Origin of the sequence: Flavobacterium odoriferum (assembly GCF_025499515.1) — a bacterium.
In the GTDB taxonomy this organism is placed as follows: domain Bacteria; phylum Bacteroidota; class Bacteroidia; order Flavobacteriales; family Flavobacteriaceae; genus Flavobacterium; species Flavobacterium odoriferum.
Genome location: NZ_JAMKFA010000003.1, coordinates 24,616 through 41,707, shown reverse-complemented (window position 1 = coordinate 41,707; position 17,092 = coordinate 24,616). Strand labels below are relative to the sequence as shown.

The following is a 17,092-nucleotide window of genomic DNA, read 5'->3' as shown; positions in this document are numbered from 1 at the left end:
AAATATGTGAAAAAACCAAAAAACGTAACAAATTGAAAATCAATATATAACAAATTAGTTTATGTGATTTATAAAGCGTACCTTTGCACCCAATTTAAAATATTTTATGAATAAATTTGAACAATTAGGATTGAATGAGTCGCTACTGCTGGCGATTAAAGATCTAGGATTTGAGAATCCGTCAGAAGTACAAGAAAAAGCGATTCCAGTACTATTGGAACAAAACACAGATTTAGTTGCCCTAGCGCAAACAGGTACAGGGAAAACCGCAGCTTTTGGTTTCCCGCTAATTCAAAAAATTGATGCTGAGAATAAAAATACACAAGCATTAATTTTATCGCCAACACGTGAGTTATGCTTACAAATCACCAACGAGATTAAATTATACTCAAAGTACATAAAGGGGTTACATACAGTGGCTGTTTATGGTGGTGCAAGCATTACAGAACAAGCTAGAGAAGTTAAACGTGGTGCACAAATTATTGTGGCTACACCAGGTAGAATGCAAGACATGATTAACAGAGGTCTTGTTAACATTAAAAACATCGATTTTTGTATCTTAGATGAGGCAGATGAGATGTTAAATATGGGATTCTACGAAGACATTTGTTCCATTTTATCGGACACACCAGACGAGAAAAACACTTGGTTATTCTCTGCAACTATGCCTGCTGAAGTAGCGCGTATTGCAAAACAATTCATGTCATCTCCAGTAGAAATTACTGTGGGAAGCAAAAACTCAGGTTCGGCTACCGTATCACACGAATATTACTGTGTGAATGCTCGTGACCGTTACGAAGCTTTAAAACGTTTAGCAGATGCAAACCCAGATATTTTCTCAGTTGTATTTTGTAGAACGAAAAGAGACACACAAGCGGTTGCTGAAAAACTTATCGAAGATGGTTACAACGCAGCTGCTTTACACGGAGATTTATCGCAAGCACAACGTGATGGCGTAATGAAATCGTTTAGAGGTCGTCAAATTCAAATGCTTGTAGCAACAGACGTTGCGGCTCGTGGAATTGACGTTGATAATATTACTCACGTAGTAAATTACCAATTACCAGACGAAATTGAAACTTACAACCACCGTTCAGGAAGAACTGGTAGAGCTGGAAAATTAGGAACCTCTATCGTGATTATTACGAAAAGTGAAATCAGAAAAATACACTCAATTGAGCGTATTATCCAACAAAAATTCGAAGAAAAAACAATCCCTTCTGGAATTGAAATCTGCGAAATTCAGTTATTACACTTAGCAAACAAAATTAAAGATACAGAAGTTGATCACGAAATTGACAATTACTTACCTGCTATTAATGAAGTTTTAGATGGTTTATCTAAAGAAGAGTTAATTAAGAAAATGGTATCTGTTGAATTTAATAGATTCATCAACTATTACAAATCGAAACGTGATTTATCAGGTGAAAGAGGAAATGATAGAGAAAGAAGTTCTGAACCAAGAGAAATTAGAGCTGGCGATCCAGTTCGTTATTTCATTAATATTGGAGCAAGAGATGATTTCGATTGGATGCAATTAAAAGACTTTATCAAAGAAACTTTAGATTTAGGCAGAGATGATGTATTTAAAGTGGATGTAAAAGAAGGTTTCTCTTTCTTTAACACTGATGGAGAACATACTGACAAAGTAATGTCTGTTCTTAACGGATATGACATGAACGGTAGAAGAATCAACGTTGAAATTTCTAAAAATGATGGTGGTGGAAGACGTGACCACAATGGAAGAAACTCTGGCGGAGGTTTTGGTGGTGGAAGACGCGAAGGTGGCTTCAGAGGCGAAAGAAGTGGTTCTGCTCCAAGAAGAGAAGGTGGTAGAGATGGCGGTTTAAGAAGCGATAGAAGTTCAGCTCCTAAGAGAGAAGGTAGTTTTAGAGGTGAAAGAAGCAGTTCAGCACCAAGAAGAGAAGGCGGATTTTCAGACAGAGCACCAAGACGTGCAGAAAGTACTGGAGATACTGCAAGACCAAGAAGACCAAGAAGAAGCTAACGATTTTCGTTAATTTTCTTATAAAATTATATAAAACTACAAAATATCAGCTTTAGATTCGTATTTTTGAATCAATAAATAAAGCATGAGATATTTTGTAGTTTTTCTTTTTTTACTTGTCTCTATCTTTGCCAATGCGCAAAATGATACGCTAGTAAAATTCATTAAAGGAACCGTAATTCATAACGAAACGCGTTTACCTATGGGGAGTGTGCACGTTATTAATGCTACAAAAGTTTCAGGAACTATAACCACTCCAAGTGGATTATTTGAAATTGCTGCTCAAGTTAACGACACTCTTTTATTTAGTTATTTAGGATATGAAACCATAAAAGTCAAAGTAACTAACGACTGGATAAAAGAAAATCCAACCAAAATTTACCTTAGTGAAAAGTCTTATGTTTTAGACGAAGTAACTGTTTTTAAATACAATTTAACTGGACACGTTCAGGTTGACACAGAACTTATTCCTGTTGCCTCTGACAATTATCGTTACAGCATTCCTGGTTTGCAAGTTGGATACGAAGTGGGTGATAAATCTCCAAATGCTGTTTCTAAAGTTTTAGGATCTATATTTAATCCTGCCGACTTTCTTTATAATGTTTTTGGAAAACGCCCTAAAGAAATGAAAAAGCTAAAAGAAATGAAAAAAGACGATACCGTTAGAAATCTTTTGGCTACAAAATTTGATAGAGAAACATTAGCGGCTTTATTAGAAATCAATAAAGATGATATTCCATTAATCCTAGAAAATTGTAATTACTCTGAATACTTCATAAAAACTGCAAACGACTTACAAATCATGGATGCAATTAGTTCATGCTATGAAGAGTATAAAGTTTTGAAAAAAAACAAATAAAATAAAGGCTTCTTATCCTTTTTAAACTATTTGATAATCGGATTGATTTTTTTATCAATTCCAAAAAAAATAGAATGAAAGCAACACAATTATATAAAGATTTTTTCGAAAGTGAAAAATCAGGCGGTTTAGTACTTATTGCATTTACCCTAATTTCATTAGCAATTGCCAACTCAGCTTTTGGCAATTCATATTTACATTTCTGGGAAACTACATTTGCTGGACATAGTATTGAGCATTGGATAAACGATGGATTGATGACTATTTTCTTTTTATTGATTGGTTTAGAACTTGAAAGAGAGATCTACCAAGGCGAATTATCCAATATAAAAGATGCCTTACTTCCAATTTTTGGTGCTATTGGCGGAATGATTATCCCAGCCGCGATTTTTTTGCTATTTAACTTTGGAACCGAAACACAATCTGGAGCCGGAATTCCAATGGCAACAGACATTGCGTTTGCATTGGGAATTTTATCATTATTAGGAAATAGAGTACCAACTTCATTAAAAATTTTCTTAACAGCATTAGCCGTAATTGACGATTTAGGTGCTATAATGATTATTGCGATTTTCTATACAAAAGCATTATTTTGGTCAAACCTAATAATTGCTTTAGGTATTTTTTCTTTTTTATTAGTTCTTAATCGTCTGAAAGTTAGAAACTTAATTCCTTATTTAATTGGAGGCGTTTTTATGTGGTATTTCATGCTTCATTCTGGGGTTCACGCTACGATTACTGGTGTTCTATTGGCTTTTGCAATTCCTTTTGGAAATGGTGGAGAAAAATCTACTTCGTATATATTACAACATTTTTTACACAAACCAGTTGCTTTTATCATTTTACCCATTTTTGCATTAGCAAATACAGCCATAGTAATTGGAACGGATTTTACTACAATTATTACACAAAATTATAGCATAGGAATTGCACTTGGACTTATTATTGGTAAGCCTTTAGGAATTATTACCATCTTATTTATAGCAATTAAACTTGGTTGGTGTAAACTTCCAAATGAGTTAAGCTGGAAGTCAATTCTTGGTGTAGGATTTTTAGCAGGAATCGGATTTACAATGTCTATTTTTATAACGCTTTTGGCTTTTGAAAACGAAACAATTATTAATAATGCAAAATTTATTATTCTGTTAGCCTCATTATTAGCTGGTTTAATTGGATTTATCAGTTTAAAACTTACATTATCAAAAGAAGTTATTGAAGAAGAAAATTAATCATTTTCAGAATTTTCATAAAATTTTTTTTCAATAAATTCAATATCTTTTATAGATTTCCGTGTCCAATCAAGGCGTTTTTCTAAAACTTCTTCTTCTGATAATTGCCAATCTATATTAGATTGTCTTAATCGATTCGTAATATCTTGAATAATAATCGCAGCTGAAACCGAAATATTCAAACTTTCGGTATAACCCACCATTGGTATTTTTAAAAACCCATCAGCTTGTTGAATTACTTCCTCAGACAATCCATTTCGTTCTGTACCAAAAAACAATGCAGATGGTTTAGAAATATCAAATTCATGTAACATACAAGAATCGTTGTGAGGTGTTGTTGCTATTATTTGGTATCCTTTAGCTCGCATTTGATCAATACAACTTTGAACCGTGTTAAACCGATTTACATCGACCCATTTTTGAGCACCCATAGCAATTTCGGTATCAATCCGTTTGCCAAATTTTTGTTCAATTACATTCAACTCTTGAATTCCAAACACTTCACAGCTTCGCATTACAGCGCTTGTATTGTGTAATTGATACACATCTTCAATTGCTATAGTAAAATGTTTAGTTCTATTTTTTAGCACTCTTAAAAAACCTGATTTTCTATTTTCTGAAATAAAACCTTCTAAATATGCTAATAAGTCTTTTACATTATTTTTCATGAAACAAAAATAATACTACTTTTTTTATTATTTTAGTGAAAAATTAAAATTGCATGACACAAGAAGAACTAATCCCCTTATTATTAAAAAAAGATGATAGGTCATTTACCCTACTCTATGACAATTATTCCAAAAGTTTGTATGGCGTAATTTTTACATTAATTAAAGACCGTGAAGAAGCAGAAGATGTACTCCAGGAGGTTTTTGTTAAAATTTGGAAAAATATAGATTCTTATAACGAGTCAAAAGGACGTTTGTACACTTGGATGTTAAACATTGCACGCAACACTTCTATTGATAAATTGCGTTCTAAAGGATTTAACAACAATCAAAAAAACTTATCTGCTGATAATTTCGTACATATATTGGACGATAACTCAAAAACCATCAATCAAATAGATGCGATAGGTATTAAGGAGTTTATAAAGAAATTAAAACCAAAGTGCATTCAAATTATCGATTTGTTGTTTTTTAAAGGGTATACACAACAAGAAACATCAGACGAGTTAGAGATTCCTTTAGGTACGGTAAAAACTCAGAATAGAAATTGTATGAACGAATTAAGACTATTAATCAATGAATAGTAGAGAATATATAGAATCAGGTATATTAGAATTATACGTATTTGGAAAACTTTCCGATGAAGAAATTGCGGAAGTCAACCAAATGGCAGCACAATATCCTGAAGTAAAAGAAGAAATTACAGCTATCGAAAAAGCCGTAATTAATCTATCGTATGGTATTGCACCACATTTATCAGCCACAAATTTTGAAAAAATCAGAAATCAGCTGTTAGAAAAACAAAAGGTAATTCAAATGAAACCTAAAAACTCTTTAACACAATACATGGGTTGGGTTGCCGCCGCTGTATTTGTTTTAGGAATGGGAATTCAGTTCTACAAGTTAAACGAATCTAACAATGTAATTGACACTTTATCTGTAGAAAAAAGTAACCTTCAAGAATCTGTTGTTGATTTAGAATTGAAAAAGAAAGAATCTGAATCTGTTTTAGCTGTTTTAAGAGATACGAGTAATGTTGCTGTAGCCTTGGCTGGACAACAAGTTGCTCCAAACGCTTACGCAAAAGCCTATTACAACAAAAACACAAAAGAAGTATACATCGATGCATCTGGCTTACCAACTCCTCCAGAAGGAATGGTTTACCAAGTTTGGGCATTAAAATTAGAACCTGTTTTAACACCTACAAGTATCGGATTGCTTGATTCATATGCTACAAGTACTACAAAAGTAATTAAAGTAGAAAACGCAAACGAAGCACAAGCCTTCGGAATTACATTAGAACCTGCGGGAGGAAGTGCTGGACCAACAATGGAACAACTCTATACCTTAGGAAAAGTATAATACTCAAATGCGTCTTTAAGGCGCATTTGTTTTTTAAAATTGCAAAAGAAAAAGAAAATGAAAAAAATTGTAGTACTAACAGGTGCTGGAATTAGTGCCGAAAGTGGCATCAAAACGTTCCGTGATGCTGATGGTTTATGGGAAGGTCACGACATTATGGAAGTCGCTTCGCCTATCGGTTGGAACAAAAATGCTGAATTGGTTTTGGACTTTTACAACAAACGAAGAGCCCAACTTTTAACTGTTAAACCTAATAAAGCCCACGAAATTTTAGCCGAATTAGAAGAACATTTCGACATTCAAATCATAACACAAAACGTAGACGATTTACATGAAAGAGCCGGAAGTAATAAAATCGTTCATTTACATGGCGAATTATTAAAAGTTCGAAGCATTTCAAACGAAGATTTTGTTATTGATTGGAAGCAAGATTTAAACTTAGGTGATTTTGATTTGGAAGGTAACCAATTGCGACCACATATTGTTTGGTTTGGCGAGGATGTTCCTATGATTGAACACGCAATTGACATTGTAGAAACCGCAGATATTTTAATTATTATCGGAACTTCTTTACAAGTATATCCAGCTGCTGGATTAATGAATTATGTAGACCAAAGCGTTCCAGTTTATTACATCGATCCAAAACCTGCTACGATTTATGATTTACCAAACGAATTGAAAGTATTACCGTTAACCGCAGTTGAAGGAATGAAAATTGTCAAAGAAGAATTGGTAAATTCAATCCAAAAAACTTCTAACTTCTAACTTCTAACTTCTAACTTCTTATTATATTTGCACTTCTTTAAACAACACACAACAAAATGCAATTAACAGAATTAAACGCTATTTCGCCAATTGATGGTCGTTATAGAAGCAAAACTATTTCATTATCTCCTTATTTTTCTGAAGAAGCCTTAATCAAATACCGAGTTTTGGTAGAGGTTGAATATTTTATTGCTTTGCGCGAAGCTGATTTACCTCAATTAGCCAAAATTGATAAATCGATTTTCGATTCTTTAAGAGCTATTTATAAGAACTTTTCTACTGAAGATGCACTTTGGATTAAAGAAACCGAAAAAACAACGAATCACGATGTAAAAGCGGTGGAATATTTCATCAAATCGAAGTTTGATGGTTTAGGATTACAAGAATACAAAGAGTTTATCCATTTCGGATTGACTTCTCAAGATATCAACAATACGGCAATTCCGCTTTCTACTAAAGAAGCATTTGAAAATGTATATTTACCAGGTTTAGTAAGCGTAGTTGCGAAATTGAAAGAATTAGCAATGGAATGGCAAAACGTTCCAATGTTAGCCAGAACACACGGACAACCAGCCTCACCTACTCGTTTAGGAAAAGAGATTTTAGTTTTCGTGGAACGTTTAGAAGAGCAAATACGTTTGTTATTCAACGTTCCTTTTGCAGCTAAATTTGGTGGTGCAACCGGAAATTACAACGCACACAAAGTTGCCTATCCAAACACCGATTGGAAAAAATTTGGAAGCGATTTCGTAGAAAACAGTTTGGGATTACACCATTCGTTTCCAACAACACAAATTGAACATTACGACCATTTTGCAGCATTTTTTGATGCTTTAAAACGCATCAATACGATTTTAATCGACTTGGATAGAGATATTTGGACGTATGTTTCAATGGATTATTTCAAACAAAAAATCAAAGCAGGCGAAATTGGTTCTTCGGCGATGCCACATAAAGTAAATCCAATTGATTTTGAAAATTCAGAAGGAAATTTAGGAATTGCAAATGCGATTTTCGAACATCTTTCAGCAAAATTACCACTTTCAAGATTACAACGCGATTTAACGGATAGTACAGTTTTACGTAATATTGGTGTACCGATGGGACACACGTTAATCGCATTTGAAGCTACTTTAAAAGGATTAAACAAATTGTTATTGAACGAAGAAAAATTCGCAGAAGATTTAGAGAAAAACTGGGCGGTAGTTGCAGAAGCAATTCAAACAATTTTGCGTCGTGAAGGCTATCCAAATCCGTACGAAGCTCTAAAAGACTTAACCAGAACAAATACCGTAATTAATAAAGAAGCAATTCATAATTTCATCGGAACATTAAACGTATCTGAAGAAGTGAGAGCGGAGTTAATGCAAATTACACCTAGTAACTATTTGGGGATTTAATACATATATAAAAACTACTATAAATGAAAAAACTTTTTTTTACAATTATCTTGTTATCAACAATCTTTTCTAATGCTCAAGATAGTTATATTTTGAAAAAAGATGGAACAAAAATAGAAATCGACGGAAATCATTATCACTATATGAGTTTTAAGAAAATTAGATATACTCTTTTAGAAAAAAAAGGAACTGAATTTGTTAAAGGTATAGATATTGATGAAGTTGAGAAACTGGTTGCGGGAGAGATAACCTATATTCCATATGAAATTACAAAAAATGAAAAAAAAGCTACTGGTTTTTTTAAAATTGTTGCCGAATCTAATGATAAAATGCTATTAGTTTCTTTCAATCCTACTGAATCTCGTTTTATCTATGCTTATAAAATAATTAATAAACAAACACAAACAGTTCTTGAAGAAGGAACGTTTGTTGAAACTAGATTTTCAAAAGGATTAGCTGATCAACAAAAAGCCATTGCTGATATTAAAAAACATTTTTCAAATTGTCCTGAGATAATGAATAGTTTATCAGAATTTGAAAAAAAATTACCCACAACCAGAAATGGACTTGGTGATAAAAATGCTTCATATATTGCAGGATTTATGTTTCAAGAAAAAACTTTACGTTGCAATTGATTAAAATTTGATTTAATATAATATGCCAAAACCTATCAGTATAAAACTCATTTTATTAGTTTACTGATAGGTTTTTTCTTTTAGATTGAACTGAATTGAATTATTTTGAATTCATTAAAAAATGAATAAAATAGCGCTATTTTTCAAAGAAATTTTGAAAAGAAATCTGTTTTTACTATTTTAGTCAAAATTCAAATATATGCCAATATTTCTATCCTCAACCACCTTGCACATTCCTGATTTAATTAGCGATTTAGGACTAATTCTTGTCACTGCTGCAATCGCAGTATTAATATTTAGACTATTAAAACAACCTCTTGTTTTAGGTTATTTAGTAGCCGGATTTTTAGCGGGAAGTGAATTCGATTTCTTTCCTACGGTAAAAGACATGAATAGTGTTAAAGTTTGGGCAGAAATTGGTGTAATTTTCCTTTTATTCAGCCTTGGACTCGAATTTAGTTTCAAAAAACTAATGAAAGTAGGTGGAACAGCTTCCATAACCGCTTTAACTCAAATCATTTCAATGGTAGCCTTGGGTTATTTCGTAGGTCAACTAATGGATTGGGGCAAAATGAATAGTCTGTTTTTAGGCGTTATTTTATCCATTTCTTCCACTACAATTATCCTAAAAACCTTTGACGAATTAGGCGTAAAAACTCAAAAGTTCGCTGGAAATGTAATCGGAGCCTTAATTGTACAAGATATTTTAGCCATTTTAATGATGGTTTTATTGTCTACGGTTGCTGTTAGTCAACAATTTTCAGGGACCGAATTATTTCAATCTGTTTTAAAATTGGTTTTCTTTTTAACCATTTGGTTTGTAGCGGGAATTTTCTTTATTCCAACATTACTTAAAAAAGCAAAACACCTTTTAACCGATGAAATGTTGCTAATTGTTTCATTGGCTTTGTGTTTATTGATGGTTTTATTTGCCGCAAATGTGGGCTTCTCTCCTGCTCTTGGTGCGTTTATCATGGGTTCGATTATTGCCGAAACTACGCAAGCCGAACACATTGAACATTTGGTCAAACCAGTAAAAGATTTATTTGGAGCCGTTTTCTTCGTATCGGTTGGAATGTTGATAGATCCTGAAATGTTAATGAAATACGGATTTCCTGTAGCCATTCTAACGTTGGTTGTTATCTTAGGACAATCGTTAAGTGCAACCATTGGTGCTTTATTTTCGGGACAACCGTTGAAACAATCCATACAAACTGGTATGAGTTTATCGCAAATTGGAGAGTTTTCGTTCATCATCGCCACATTAGGAATGACGTTAAATGTAACGAGCGATTTCTTGTATCCAATTGTCGTAGCTGTTTCGGCGATTACCACATTTACAACGCCTTTTATGGTGAAATATTCAACGCCATTTTCGTTGTATTTAGAAAAAAAACTACCAAGACGTTGGGTCAAAAAAATCGAACGTTACAGTGCCAATACAGAAGCTATTAAATCGGTAAGTACATGGCAAATTGTACTTCGCGCCTACTTAACTCAGGTGATTATTCATTCGATTATTATTGTGGCGATTATTCTACTTTCATCGAAATATATTTTGCCTTTGGTTGAAGATTCGCGTTTTGGAAATGCCATCGCAGCATTAATAACGGTTGTAATTTTATCTCCATTTTTATGGGCATTATCATTGAGAAGAGTGGCTGTGGAACAAGTGCAAGAATTAATGCAAGTCAGAAAATATCAAGGTCCTATTATTGTATTGGTATTCTTTAGAATTGCACTTTCGCTTTTCTATATGGGATTTGTATTGAATGAGTTTTTCTCTCCCGTAATTGCTATTATTGCTTTAGTTATTGGAATTGTTTCTTACATTTTATTCCCGAAAAGATTGCATGCTTTTTACAACAAAATTGAAGGTCATTTCTTGAAAAATTTTAACGATAGAGAAATTACGAAGCAAGCCAACAAACGTCAGAATGTATTGTCGCCTTGGGATGGTCACATGGCGGATTTTATTATTGCCAAAGAATCTAATTTAGCAGGCAAAACCTTAGAAGAATTAAAAATCAGAGAGCAATTCGGAATTAATATTGCATCTATCAAACGTGGTGATGTTACGATTAATATTCCGATAAGAACCGAACGCTTATTCCCTGGAGACGAAATCAACATAATTGGTACGGACGAACAAGTAAAATTATTCAAAAACTTCTTAGACAAACACGAAATCGACGAACCAGAAGCTTTCATTAAAGAAGATATTATTCTGCAACAATTAGAGCTTAAAAACCGCGTTTGCATCGGAAAAAGCATCCGTGAATCACAAATTAGAGAAAAAACACACGGCATCATCGTAGGTATCGAACGCAACGGAAAGCGTATTCTAAACCCAGAATCGCACTGGATTTTAGAATCAGATGATATTTTATGGATTGCTGGTGATAAAAAGAAAATTAATGAGTTTTTGAAGGGGTAAAATACTATTTAATCTCTTTTTAAGTTATATAAAGTATTGAAAAACATACGATATGAAAACCCATTTCACCCTATTCCTACTTCTTTTTTCTGTATTGAGTTTTAGTCAATATCAAAACAAAATTGATTTGGAAAAACTGAAAACAAAAGTATATCAATTGGTAAACGAAGAACGTTCCAATAACGACAGAAAAGTACTTGGTTTGGATGCTCATTTAAAAAAAGCAGCTGACGACCATTCCAAATACATTGCAAAATCTCAAAAGTTATCACACGAACAAACCGATGCTAAAAAACAAAGCCCAAAAGAACGTGTTTACTTTTATGGTGGAAACTCGTTTGTATTAGTGGGTGAAAATCTATTATTTACAGGAATTAAAGACCAAATTTACTCTGAAACCGATTTAGATATTTTAGCGTTAAAAATGTTCAATCTATGGAAAAAATCACCCAATCATTTGAAAAATATCTTAGATCATCAATACTTTTACACAGAAATTGGTTTTAGCATCGATTGGGAAAATAAGAAAATTTATGCGGTGCAAATGTTTGGAGCAAAATAAAAAACCTGATAGCTTTTTGGCTATCAGGTTTTTATTTTAATGATCATTACTCACTGAGCACTGAACACATTTTTATCTCGAATAATTAGGAGCTTCTTTTGTAATCGTTACATTGTGTGGGTGACTTTCGCCAATTCCACTTGCTGTAATTCTAATGAATCGACCGTTTTCTTGTAACGTTGGAATATCTTTTGCTCCACAATAACCCATTCCGGCTCTTAAACCACCAATGAATTGTTGCATGCTTTCGTTTAATTCTCCTTTATAAGGTACACGACCAACAATTCCTTCTGGAACTAATTTCTTCACATCATCTTCTACATCTTGGAAATAACGGTCTTTCGAACCTTCTTGCATCGCTTCAACAGAACCCATTCCACGGTATGATTTGAATTTTCTTCCTTCAAAAATAATCGTTTCACCTGGCGATTCTTTTGTTCCTGCTAAAAGTGAACCTAACATCACACAATCAGCACCCGCAGCAATCGCTTTTGGAATATCTCCTGTGTAACGAATTCCACCATCTGCAATAACTGGAACTCCTGTTCCTTTTAAAGCCGCAGCAACTTCTAAAACTGCTGAAAATTGTGGAAAGCCAACACCTGCAACAACTCTAGTTGTACAAATAGAACCTGGACCAATTCCTACTTTCACCGCATCAGCACCGTTTTGAGCTAAATATAATGCTGCTTCTGGAGTAGCAATGTTTCCTACAACTACATCTAAATCTGGGAATTTTGCTTTTACAGCTTTTAACACATCTACCACACCTTTCGTATGTCCGTGAGCGGTATCAATAATTACAGCATCAACACCTGCAGTTACTAAAGCCGTTGCTCTATCTACTGCATCAGCTGTTACACCTAAAGCGGCAGCCACACGCAAACGACCAAATCTATCTTTGTTAGCAATTGGTTTTTGCGTTAATTTGGTAATATCTCTAAAGGTAATTAAACCTACTAATTTATTGTTGTTATCAACTACTGGTAATTTTTCAATTTTATTTTCTTGTAAAATCCCTTCTGCTTCTTGCAAAGTAGTGCCTTGAGCAGCCGTTACTAAATTTTCAGAAGTCATTACTTCTAAAATAGAACGGGTATTTACTTTTTCGAAGCGTAAATCTCTATTGGTAACAATACCTTTTAAAATTCCGTTTTCATCTACTACTGGAATTCCGCCAATACTAAATTCTTTCATCGCCATTTTCGCGTCACCAACATTAGCTGTCAAAGGCAACGTCACTGGATCGATAATCATACCGCTTTCTGCACGTTTTACTTTCTTTACTTTAGCTGCTTGTTGCTCAATCGTCATGTTTTTGTGCAACACACCGATTCCACCTTCTTGTGCCATAGCAATTGCCATAGAGCTTTCGGTAACCGTATCCATTGCTGCGGAAACGATAGGAACATTCAAAGTAATATTTCTCGAAAACTTCGATTGAATACTAACTTCGCGTGGTAAAATTTCTGAATAATTTGGAATAAGCAAAACATCGTCGTAAGTAAGACCTTCGCCAACGATTTTAGTTGTGTGTGCTTTCATGGTGCAATTTGTAGTTGTTGTTAAATTGCGTGCAAATATAGTAAATCTTAAGCAAATAATCTATTTCTTTTAAGAATAAATTATGTAACTTGCATAAATAATAATCCATCAACAATGAGCGATTCTAAAAAAATAAGTACTGGTTTAACCGATTTAGAAGTTTTAGAATCCGCAAAAATTCACGGCAAAAACTCCGTTGAACACGCTAAAAAAAACCATTTCTTGATTTCGTTAGTAGACATTATTAAGGAACCCATGTTTATTTTATTGTTCACCGCAACGAGTATTTATTTCATAACTGGTGATTATGGTGATGGCATTTTTATGGCCATTGCGATTGTTTTTGTAATTGCAATTTCTGTTTTTCAAGAATCCAGAAGTCGGAATGCGATTGAAGCTTTAAAAAAATTATCGCAACCCAAATGTAAAGTCATTCGAAGCAGTACAATCATCGAAATTCCAACAGAAGAAATCGTAATTGGTGATTGTGTTCAGCTAGAAGAAGGTGCATTTATTCCTGCTGATGGAATTATACTTTCTTCAAACGATTTTTCGGTTAACGAATCTATTTTAACAGGCGAATCTTTATCGGTTTTTAAATCCAATGAATCTGAAAACAAACAAGTGTTTCAAGGTACGATTGTGGCTTCTGGACTTGCTATTTGTGAAATAACAGCAATTGGAAAAAACACCCAACTAGGAAAAATCGGCTCTAGTTTGAATGCTATTGAAGACGAAAAAACACCTTTGCAAATTCAAATCAACAATTTCGTTACTAAAATGTCGATTATTGGTTTAGTGATTTTCGGAATCGTTTGGGGCATTAATTATTACAATTCTAGAGAATTATTAGATAGTTTATTGAAAGCATTAACCTTAGCAATGAGCGTTATTCCTGAGGAAATTCCAGTAGCATTCACCACTTTTATGGCTTTAGGTGCTTGGCGTTTGATGAAAATGGGAATCATTACCAAACAAACCAAAACCGTTGAAACCTTAGGAAGCGCGACCGTAATTTGCACAGATAAAACTGGAACCATTACGGAAAATAAAATGAGTTTGGCCGAGTTGTATCTTTTTGATTCTGATACGATTATTGATACGAAAGAAAAACTAACAACAGAAGCCGAAGAAGTCTTGAATTACGCCATGTGGTCAAGCGAACCCATTCCGTTTGATGCGATGGAAATTGCGATTCATGAAGCATATTCCAATTTTGAAAGCGAAGACGAAAGACCTCATTTTAAATTGGTTCACGAATATCCGTTAAGCGGAAAACCTCCTATGATGACGCATATTTTCGAAAACAAATCGGGTATAAAAATCATCGCAGCAAAAGGAGCTCCTGAGGCGTTAATCGAAGTAAGTCATTTGAGTGAAGCTGAAAAAAATCAGGCGATGAAAGCGATGAAAGCGATGACTCAAAAAGGTTTCAGGGTTTTAGGTGTTGGAGTTTCTGACTTTTCAGGAACGGATTATCCTGAAAGCCAACAAGCATTAAAATTCAACTTTAAAGGTTTGGTTGCTTTTTATGATCCACCAAAACACAATATTCAAGCAGTTTTTGAAACATTTTACAAAGCCGGAATTCAAGTGAAAATTGTTACTGGCGATAATGCTGAAACTACTTCAACCATCGCAAAACAAGTCGGATTTAAAAATGCAGATAAAGTCTTGAATGGCGACGAATTAATGGCAATGGACGAAGCGACTTTAAAAGAGAAAGTAATGGAAACCGCTATTTTTACACGAATGTTTCCTGAAGCTAAACTTAAAATTATTCAAGCTTTAAAGGCAAATAATCAAATTGTAGCCATGACAGGTGATGGCGTAAATGACGGACCCGCTTTGAAATCGGCACATATAGGAATTGCAATGGGTAAAAAAGGAACCGAAATTGCCAAACAAGCCGCCAATTTAATTCTTATAGATGATAATTTCGAAAAAATGACGGATGCCATCGCTATGGGAAGAAAAATCTACATTAATCTCAAAAAAGCAATTCAATACATCATTTCAATTCATATTCCGATTATTTTAATTGTGTTTATTCCATTGGCTTTAGGTTGGATCTATCCGAATATTTTTACGCCCGTTCATATTATTTTCTTGGAAATTATTATGGGACCAACATGCTCTATCATCTACGAAAATGAACCTATGGAAGACAATCTGATGCTACAAAAACCAAGACCGCTAACTACTACTTTTTTCAACTTAAAAGAAGTGCTTATTAGCATCATTCAAGGATTGGTTATTACATTAGGATTGTTATTTATTTATCAATATGCTATTGGAGAAAGCATGTCCGAAAACGGTACTAGAACTTTGATTTTCTTAACATTAATCACTTCTAATATCGTATTAACGTTAGCCAATCGTTCGTTTTATTATTCGATTTTTAAAACAATTCAGTACAAAAATAACTTGGTGGGATTAATCATTGGAATCACCATTTTACTAACAGGATTACTATTGTTTATTCCTGCTTTTTCAAAGTTCTTCTTGTTTGAAATGGTATGTGTTTCCCAAATAGGAATTTGTGTTTTAGTGGGAAGTATTTCGGTGCTTTGGGTAGAAATTTATAAAGCGTTTAAACGAAGAAAATCAAATTAATGAAACTCTCCAAATAATTTAGTTGCTTCGTTATACGCACTTTCAAAACTCATTGGACTGGTATTCGTGTTTTCTCTTTTCGTAGTGAAATACGACAACAATTTTTCCGTTGGCATGTTACCTGTTAAATCGTCTTTTGCCATTGGACAGCCACCAAAACCTTGAATAGCGCCATCATAACGACGACAACCTGCGTTGTAAGCTGCATCAATTTTTTCAAACCATTTGTCTGGTGTGGTATGTAAATGTGCTCCAAATTCAATGTTTGGGTATTTCGGAATTAAATTAGAAAACAAATAATCAATAACTTCTGGAGTCGAACTTCCAACAGTATCCGAAAGCGATAGAATTTTCACGCCCATATTCGCCAATTTTTCAGTCCATTCTCCAACAATTTCAACATTCCAAGCATCTCCATACGGATTTCCAAAGCCCATTGAAATGTAAGTCACGACTTCTTTATTTGATTTATCAGCAATTTCTAAAATTTCTTGTAAGGTCACCAAACTTTCCGCAATAGTTTTGTGTGTATTTCGCATTTGAAAGTTCTCCGAAATCGAAAAAGGGAAACCTAAATATTGAATTTCTTTATGGATTGAAGCATTCTGAGCGCCTTGTGTATTGGCAATAATGGCTAATAATTTGCTATTCGTTGCCGATAAATCCAATTGTGCCAAAACCTCAACCGTATCTTGCATTTGCGGAATCGCTTTTGGAGAAACAAAACTTCCAAAATCAATAGTATCAAAACCTACACGCAATAACGATTGAATGTATTTTACCTTTTTCTCAGTAGGAATAAAAGGTTTAATGCCTTGCATGGCATCGCGCGGACATTCAATAATTTTGATTTCGTTCATAGCTTCAAAGATAATAAAGTATTCTATTTTACGAAATCGTTTTTTACATTCTTTAAAAATCAAATATTACGCTTTTTGGTAATAATTGTAAATATTACGCTTTTTGGTAATAATTGTAAATATTACACTTTTTGGTAATACTTTTT

At 33.7% G+C, this 17,092-nt stretch carries 14 protein-coding genes; 11 read left to right on the top strand and 3 right to left on the bottom strand.

Going from position 1 to position 17,092, the window contains the following annotated elements; genetic code table 11:
• Positions 1-106 precede the first annotated feature (106 nt).
• The 3 genes from M9Q43_RS03140 (at position 107) to nhaA (ending at position 4,096) form a co-directional block, all read left to right on the top strand.
• Positions 107-2,008, top strand: coding sequence for a DEAD/DEAH box helicase (locus M9Q43_RS03140; RefSeq protein ID WP_262317527.1), 1,902 nt, complete (start codon positions 107-109; stop codon positions 2,006-2,008).
• Between the two features lie 85 nt (positions 2,009-2,093).
• On the top strand, positions 2,094-2,867 hold the full coding sequence (locus tag M9Q43_RS03135) for a carboxypeptidase-like regulatory domain-containing protein (protein WP_262317526.1): 774 nt from the start codon (positions 2,094-2,096) through the stop codon (positions 2,865-2,867).
• 74 nt (positions 2,868-2,941) lie between these two features.
• A complete protein-coding gene (gene nhaA / locus M9Q43_RS03130) occupies positions 2,942-4,096 on the top strand; it encodes a Na+/H+ antiporter NhaA (RefSeq protein WP_262317525.1) in 1,155 nt (384 codons plus the stop codon).
• Here nhaA and M9Q43_RS03125 read toward each other — a convergent pair.
• Positions 4,093-4,764: a TrmH family RNA methyltransferase gene (locus tag M9Q43_RS03125; protein WP_262317524.1), complete on the bottom strand. Its 672-nt coding sequence runs from the start codon at positions 4,762-4,764 to the stop codon at positions 4,093-4,095. The genes nhaA and M9Q43_RS03125 overlap by 4 nt on opposite strands.
• A 53-nt stretch (positions 4,765-4,817) precedes the next feature.
• Here M9Q43_RS03125 and M9Q43_RS03120 point away from each other — a divergent pair, with 53 nt between their 5' ends.
• From M9Q43_RS03120 to M9Q43_RS03090, 7 genes are all read left to right on the top strand, one after another.
• Entirely contained in the window at positions 4,818-5,348 is a 531-nt protein-coding gene (locus tag M9Q43_RS03120; RefSeq protein ID WP_262317523.1) for an RNA polymerase sigma factor, read from the top strand.
• On the top strand, positions 5,341-6,126 hold the full coding sequence (locus tag M9Q43_RS03115) for an anti-sigma factor (protein ID WP_262317522.1): 786 nt from the start codon (positions 5,341-5,343) through the stop codon (positions 6,124-6,126). The genes M9Q43_RS03120 and M9Q43_RS03115 overlap by 8 nt, the downstream gene beginning before the upstream one ends.
• A gap of 57 nt (positions 6,127-6,183) precedes the next feature.
• Entirely contained in the window at positions 6,184-6,891 is a 708-nt protein-coding gene (locus M9Q43_RS03110) for an SIR2 family NAD-dependent protein deacylase (RefSeq protein WP_262317521.1), read from the top strand.
• A gap of 56 nt (positions 6,892-6,947) precedes the next feature.
• Positions 6,948-8,291: an adenylosuccinate lyase gene (purB, locus tag M9Q43_RS03105; protein WP_262317520.1), complete on the top strand. Its 1,344-nt coding sequence runs from the start codon at positions 6,948-6,950 to the stop codon at positions 8,289-8,291.
• 23 nt (positions 8,292-8,314) lie between these two features.
• Positions 8,315-8,926, top strand: coding sequence for a hypothetical protein (locus M9Q43_RS03100; protein ID WP_262317519.1), 612 nt, complete (start codon positions 8,315-8,317; stop codon positions 8,924-8,926).
• A 199-nt stretch (positions 8,927-9,125) separates the two neighbouring features.
• Positions 9,126-11,363: a cation:proton antiporter domain-containing protein gene (locus tag M9Q43_RS03095; protein ID WP_262317518.1), complete on the top strand. Its 2,238-nt coding sequence runs from the start codon at positions 9,126-9,128 to the stop codon at positions 11,361-11,363.
• A gap of 52 nt (positions 11,364-11,415) precedes the next feature.
• Positions 11,416-11,925: a CAP domain-containing protein gene (locus M9Q43_RS03090; protein WP_262317517.1), complete on the top strand. Its 510-nt coding sequence runs from the start codon at positions 11,416-11,418 to the stop codon at positions 11,923-11,925.
• Positions 11,926-11,997: 72 nt separating this feature from the next.
• On the opposite strand, the gene guaB is transcribed toward M9Q43_RS03090, so the two are convergent.
• Entirely contained in the window at positions 11,998-13,470 is a 1,473-nt protein-coding gene (guaB, locus tag M9Q43_RS03085) for an IMP dehydrogenase (protein WP_262317516.1), read from the bottom strand.
• 114 nt (positions 13,471-13,584) lie between these two features.
• On the opposite strand from guaB, the gene M9Q43_RS03080 reads away from it, so the two are divergent.
• Entirely contained in the window at positions 13,585-16,086 is a 2,502-nt protein-coding gene (locus M9Q43_RS03080) for a cation-translocating P-type ATPase (RefSeq protein ID WP_262317515.1), read from the top strand.
• Here the strand turns inward: M9Q43_RS03080 and M9Q43_RS03075 are convergent.
• Positions 16,083-16,946: a hydroxymethylglutaryl-CoA lyase gene (locus M9Q43_RS03075; protein ID WP_262317514.1), complete on the bottom strand. Its 864-nt coding sequence runs from the start codon at positions 16,944-16,946 to the stop codon at positions 16,083-16,085. The two genes, M9Q43_RS03080 and M9Q43_RS03075, sit on opposite strands and share 4 nt — an antisense overlap.
• Between the last annotated feature and the right edge of the window lie 146 nt (positions 16,947-17,092).

Coding starts and splice junctions, on each gene's coding strand:
- guaB (WP_262317516.1), bottom strand. CDS start 13,470: ATGAAAGCACACACAACTAAAATCGTTGGCGAAGGTCTTACTTACGAC.
- M9Q43_RS03090 (WP_262317517.1), top strand. CDS start 11,416: ATGAAAACCCATTTCACCCTATTCCTACTTCTTTTTTCTGTATTGAGT.
- M9Q43_RS03140 (WP_262317527.1), top strand. CDS start 107: ATGAATAAATTTGAACAATTAGGATTGAATGAGTCGCTACTGCTGGCG.
- M9Q43_RS03095 (WP_262317518.1), top strand. CDS start 9,126: ATGCCAATATTTCTATCCTCAACCACCTTGCACATTCCTGATTTAATT.
- M9Q43_RS03075 (WP_262317514.1), bottom strand. CDS start 16,946: ATGAACGAAATCAAAATTATTGAATGTCCGCGCGATGCCATGCAAGGC.
- nhaA (WP_262317525.1), top strand. CDS start 2,942: ATGAAAGCAACACAATTATATAAAGATTTTTTCGAAAGTGAAAAATCA.
- M9Q43_RS03080 (WP_262317515.1), top strand. CDS start 13,585: ATGAGCGATTCTAAAAAAATAAGTACTGGTTTAACCGATTTAGAAGTT.
- M9Q43_RS03110 (WP_262317521.1), top strand. CDS start 6,184: ATGAAAAAAATTGTAGTACTAACAGGTGCTGGAATTAGTGCCGAAAGT.
- M9Q43_RS03120 (WP_262317523.1), top strand. CDS start 4,818: ATGACACAAGAAGAACTAATCCCCTTATTATTAAAAAAAGATGATAGG.
- M9Q43_RS03135 (WP_262317526.1), top strand. CDS start 2,094: ATGAGATATTTTGTAGTTTTTCTTTTTTTACTTGTCTCTATCTTTGCC.
- M9Q43_RS03125 (WP_262317524.1), bottom strand. CDS start 4,764: ATGAAAAATAATGTAAAAGACTTATTAGCATATTTAGAAGGTTTTATT.
- M9Q43_RS03100 (WP_262317519.1), top strand. CDS start 8,315: ATGAAAAAACTTTTTTTTACAATTATCTTGTTATCAACAATCTTTTCT.
- M9Q43_RS03115 (WP_262317522.1), top strand. CDS start 5,341: ATGAATAGTAGAGAATATATAGAATCAGGTATATTAGAATTATACGTA.
- purB (WP_262317520.1), top strand. CDS start 6,948: ATGCAATTAACAGAATTAAACGCTATTTCGCCAATTGATGGTCGTTAT.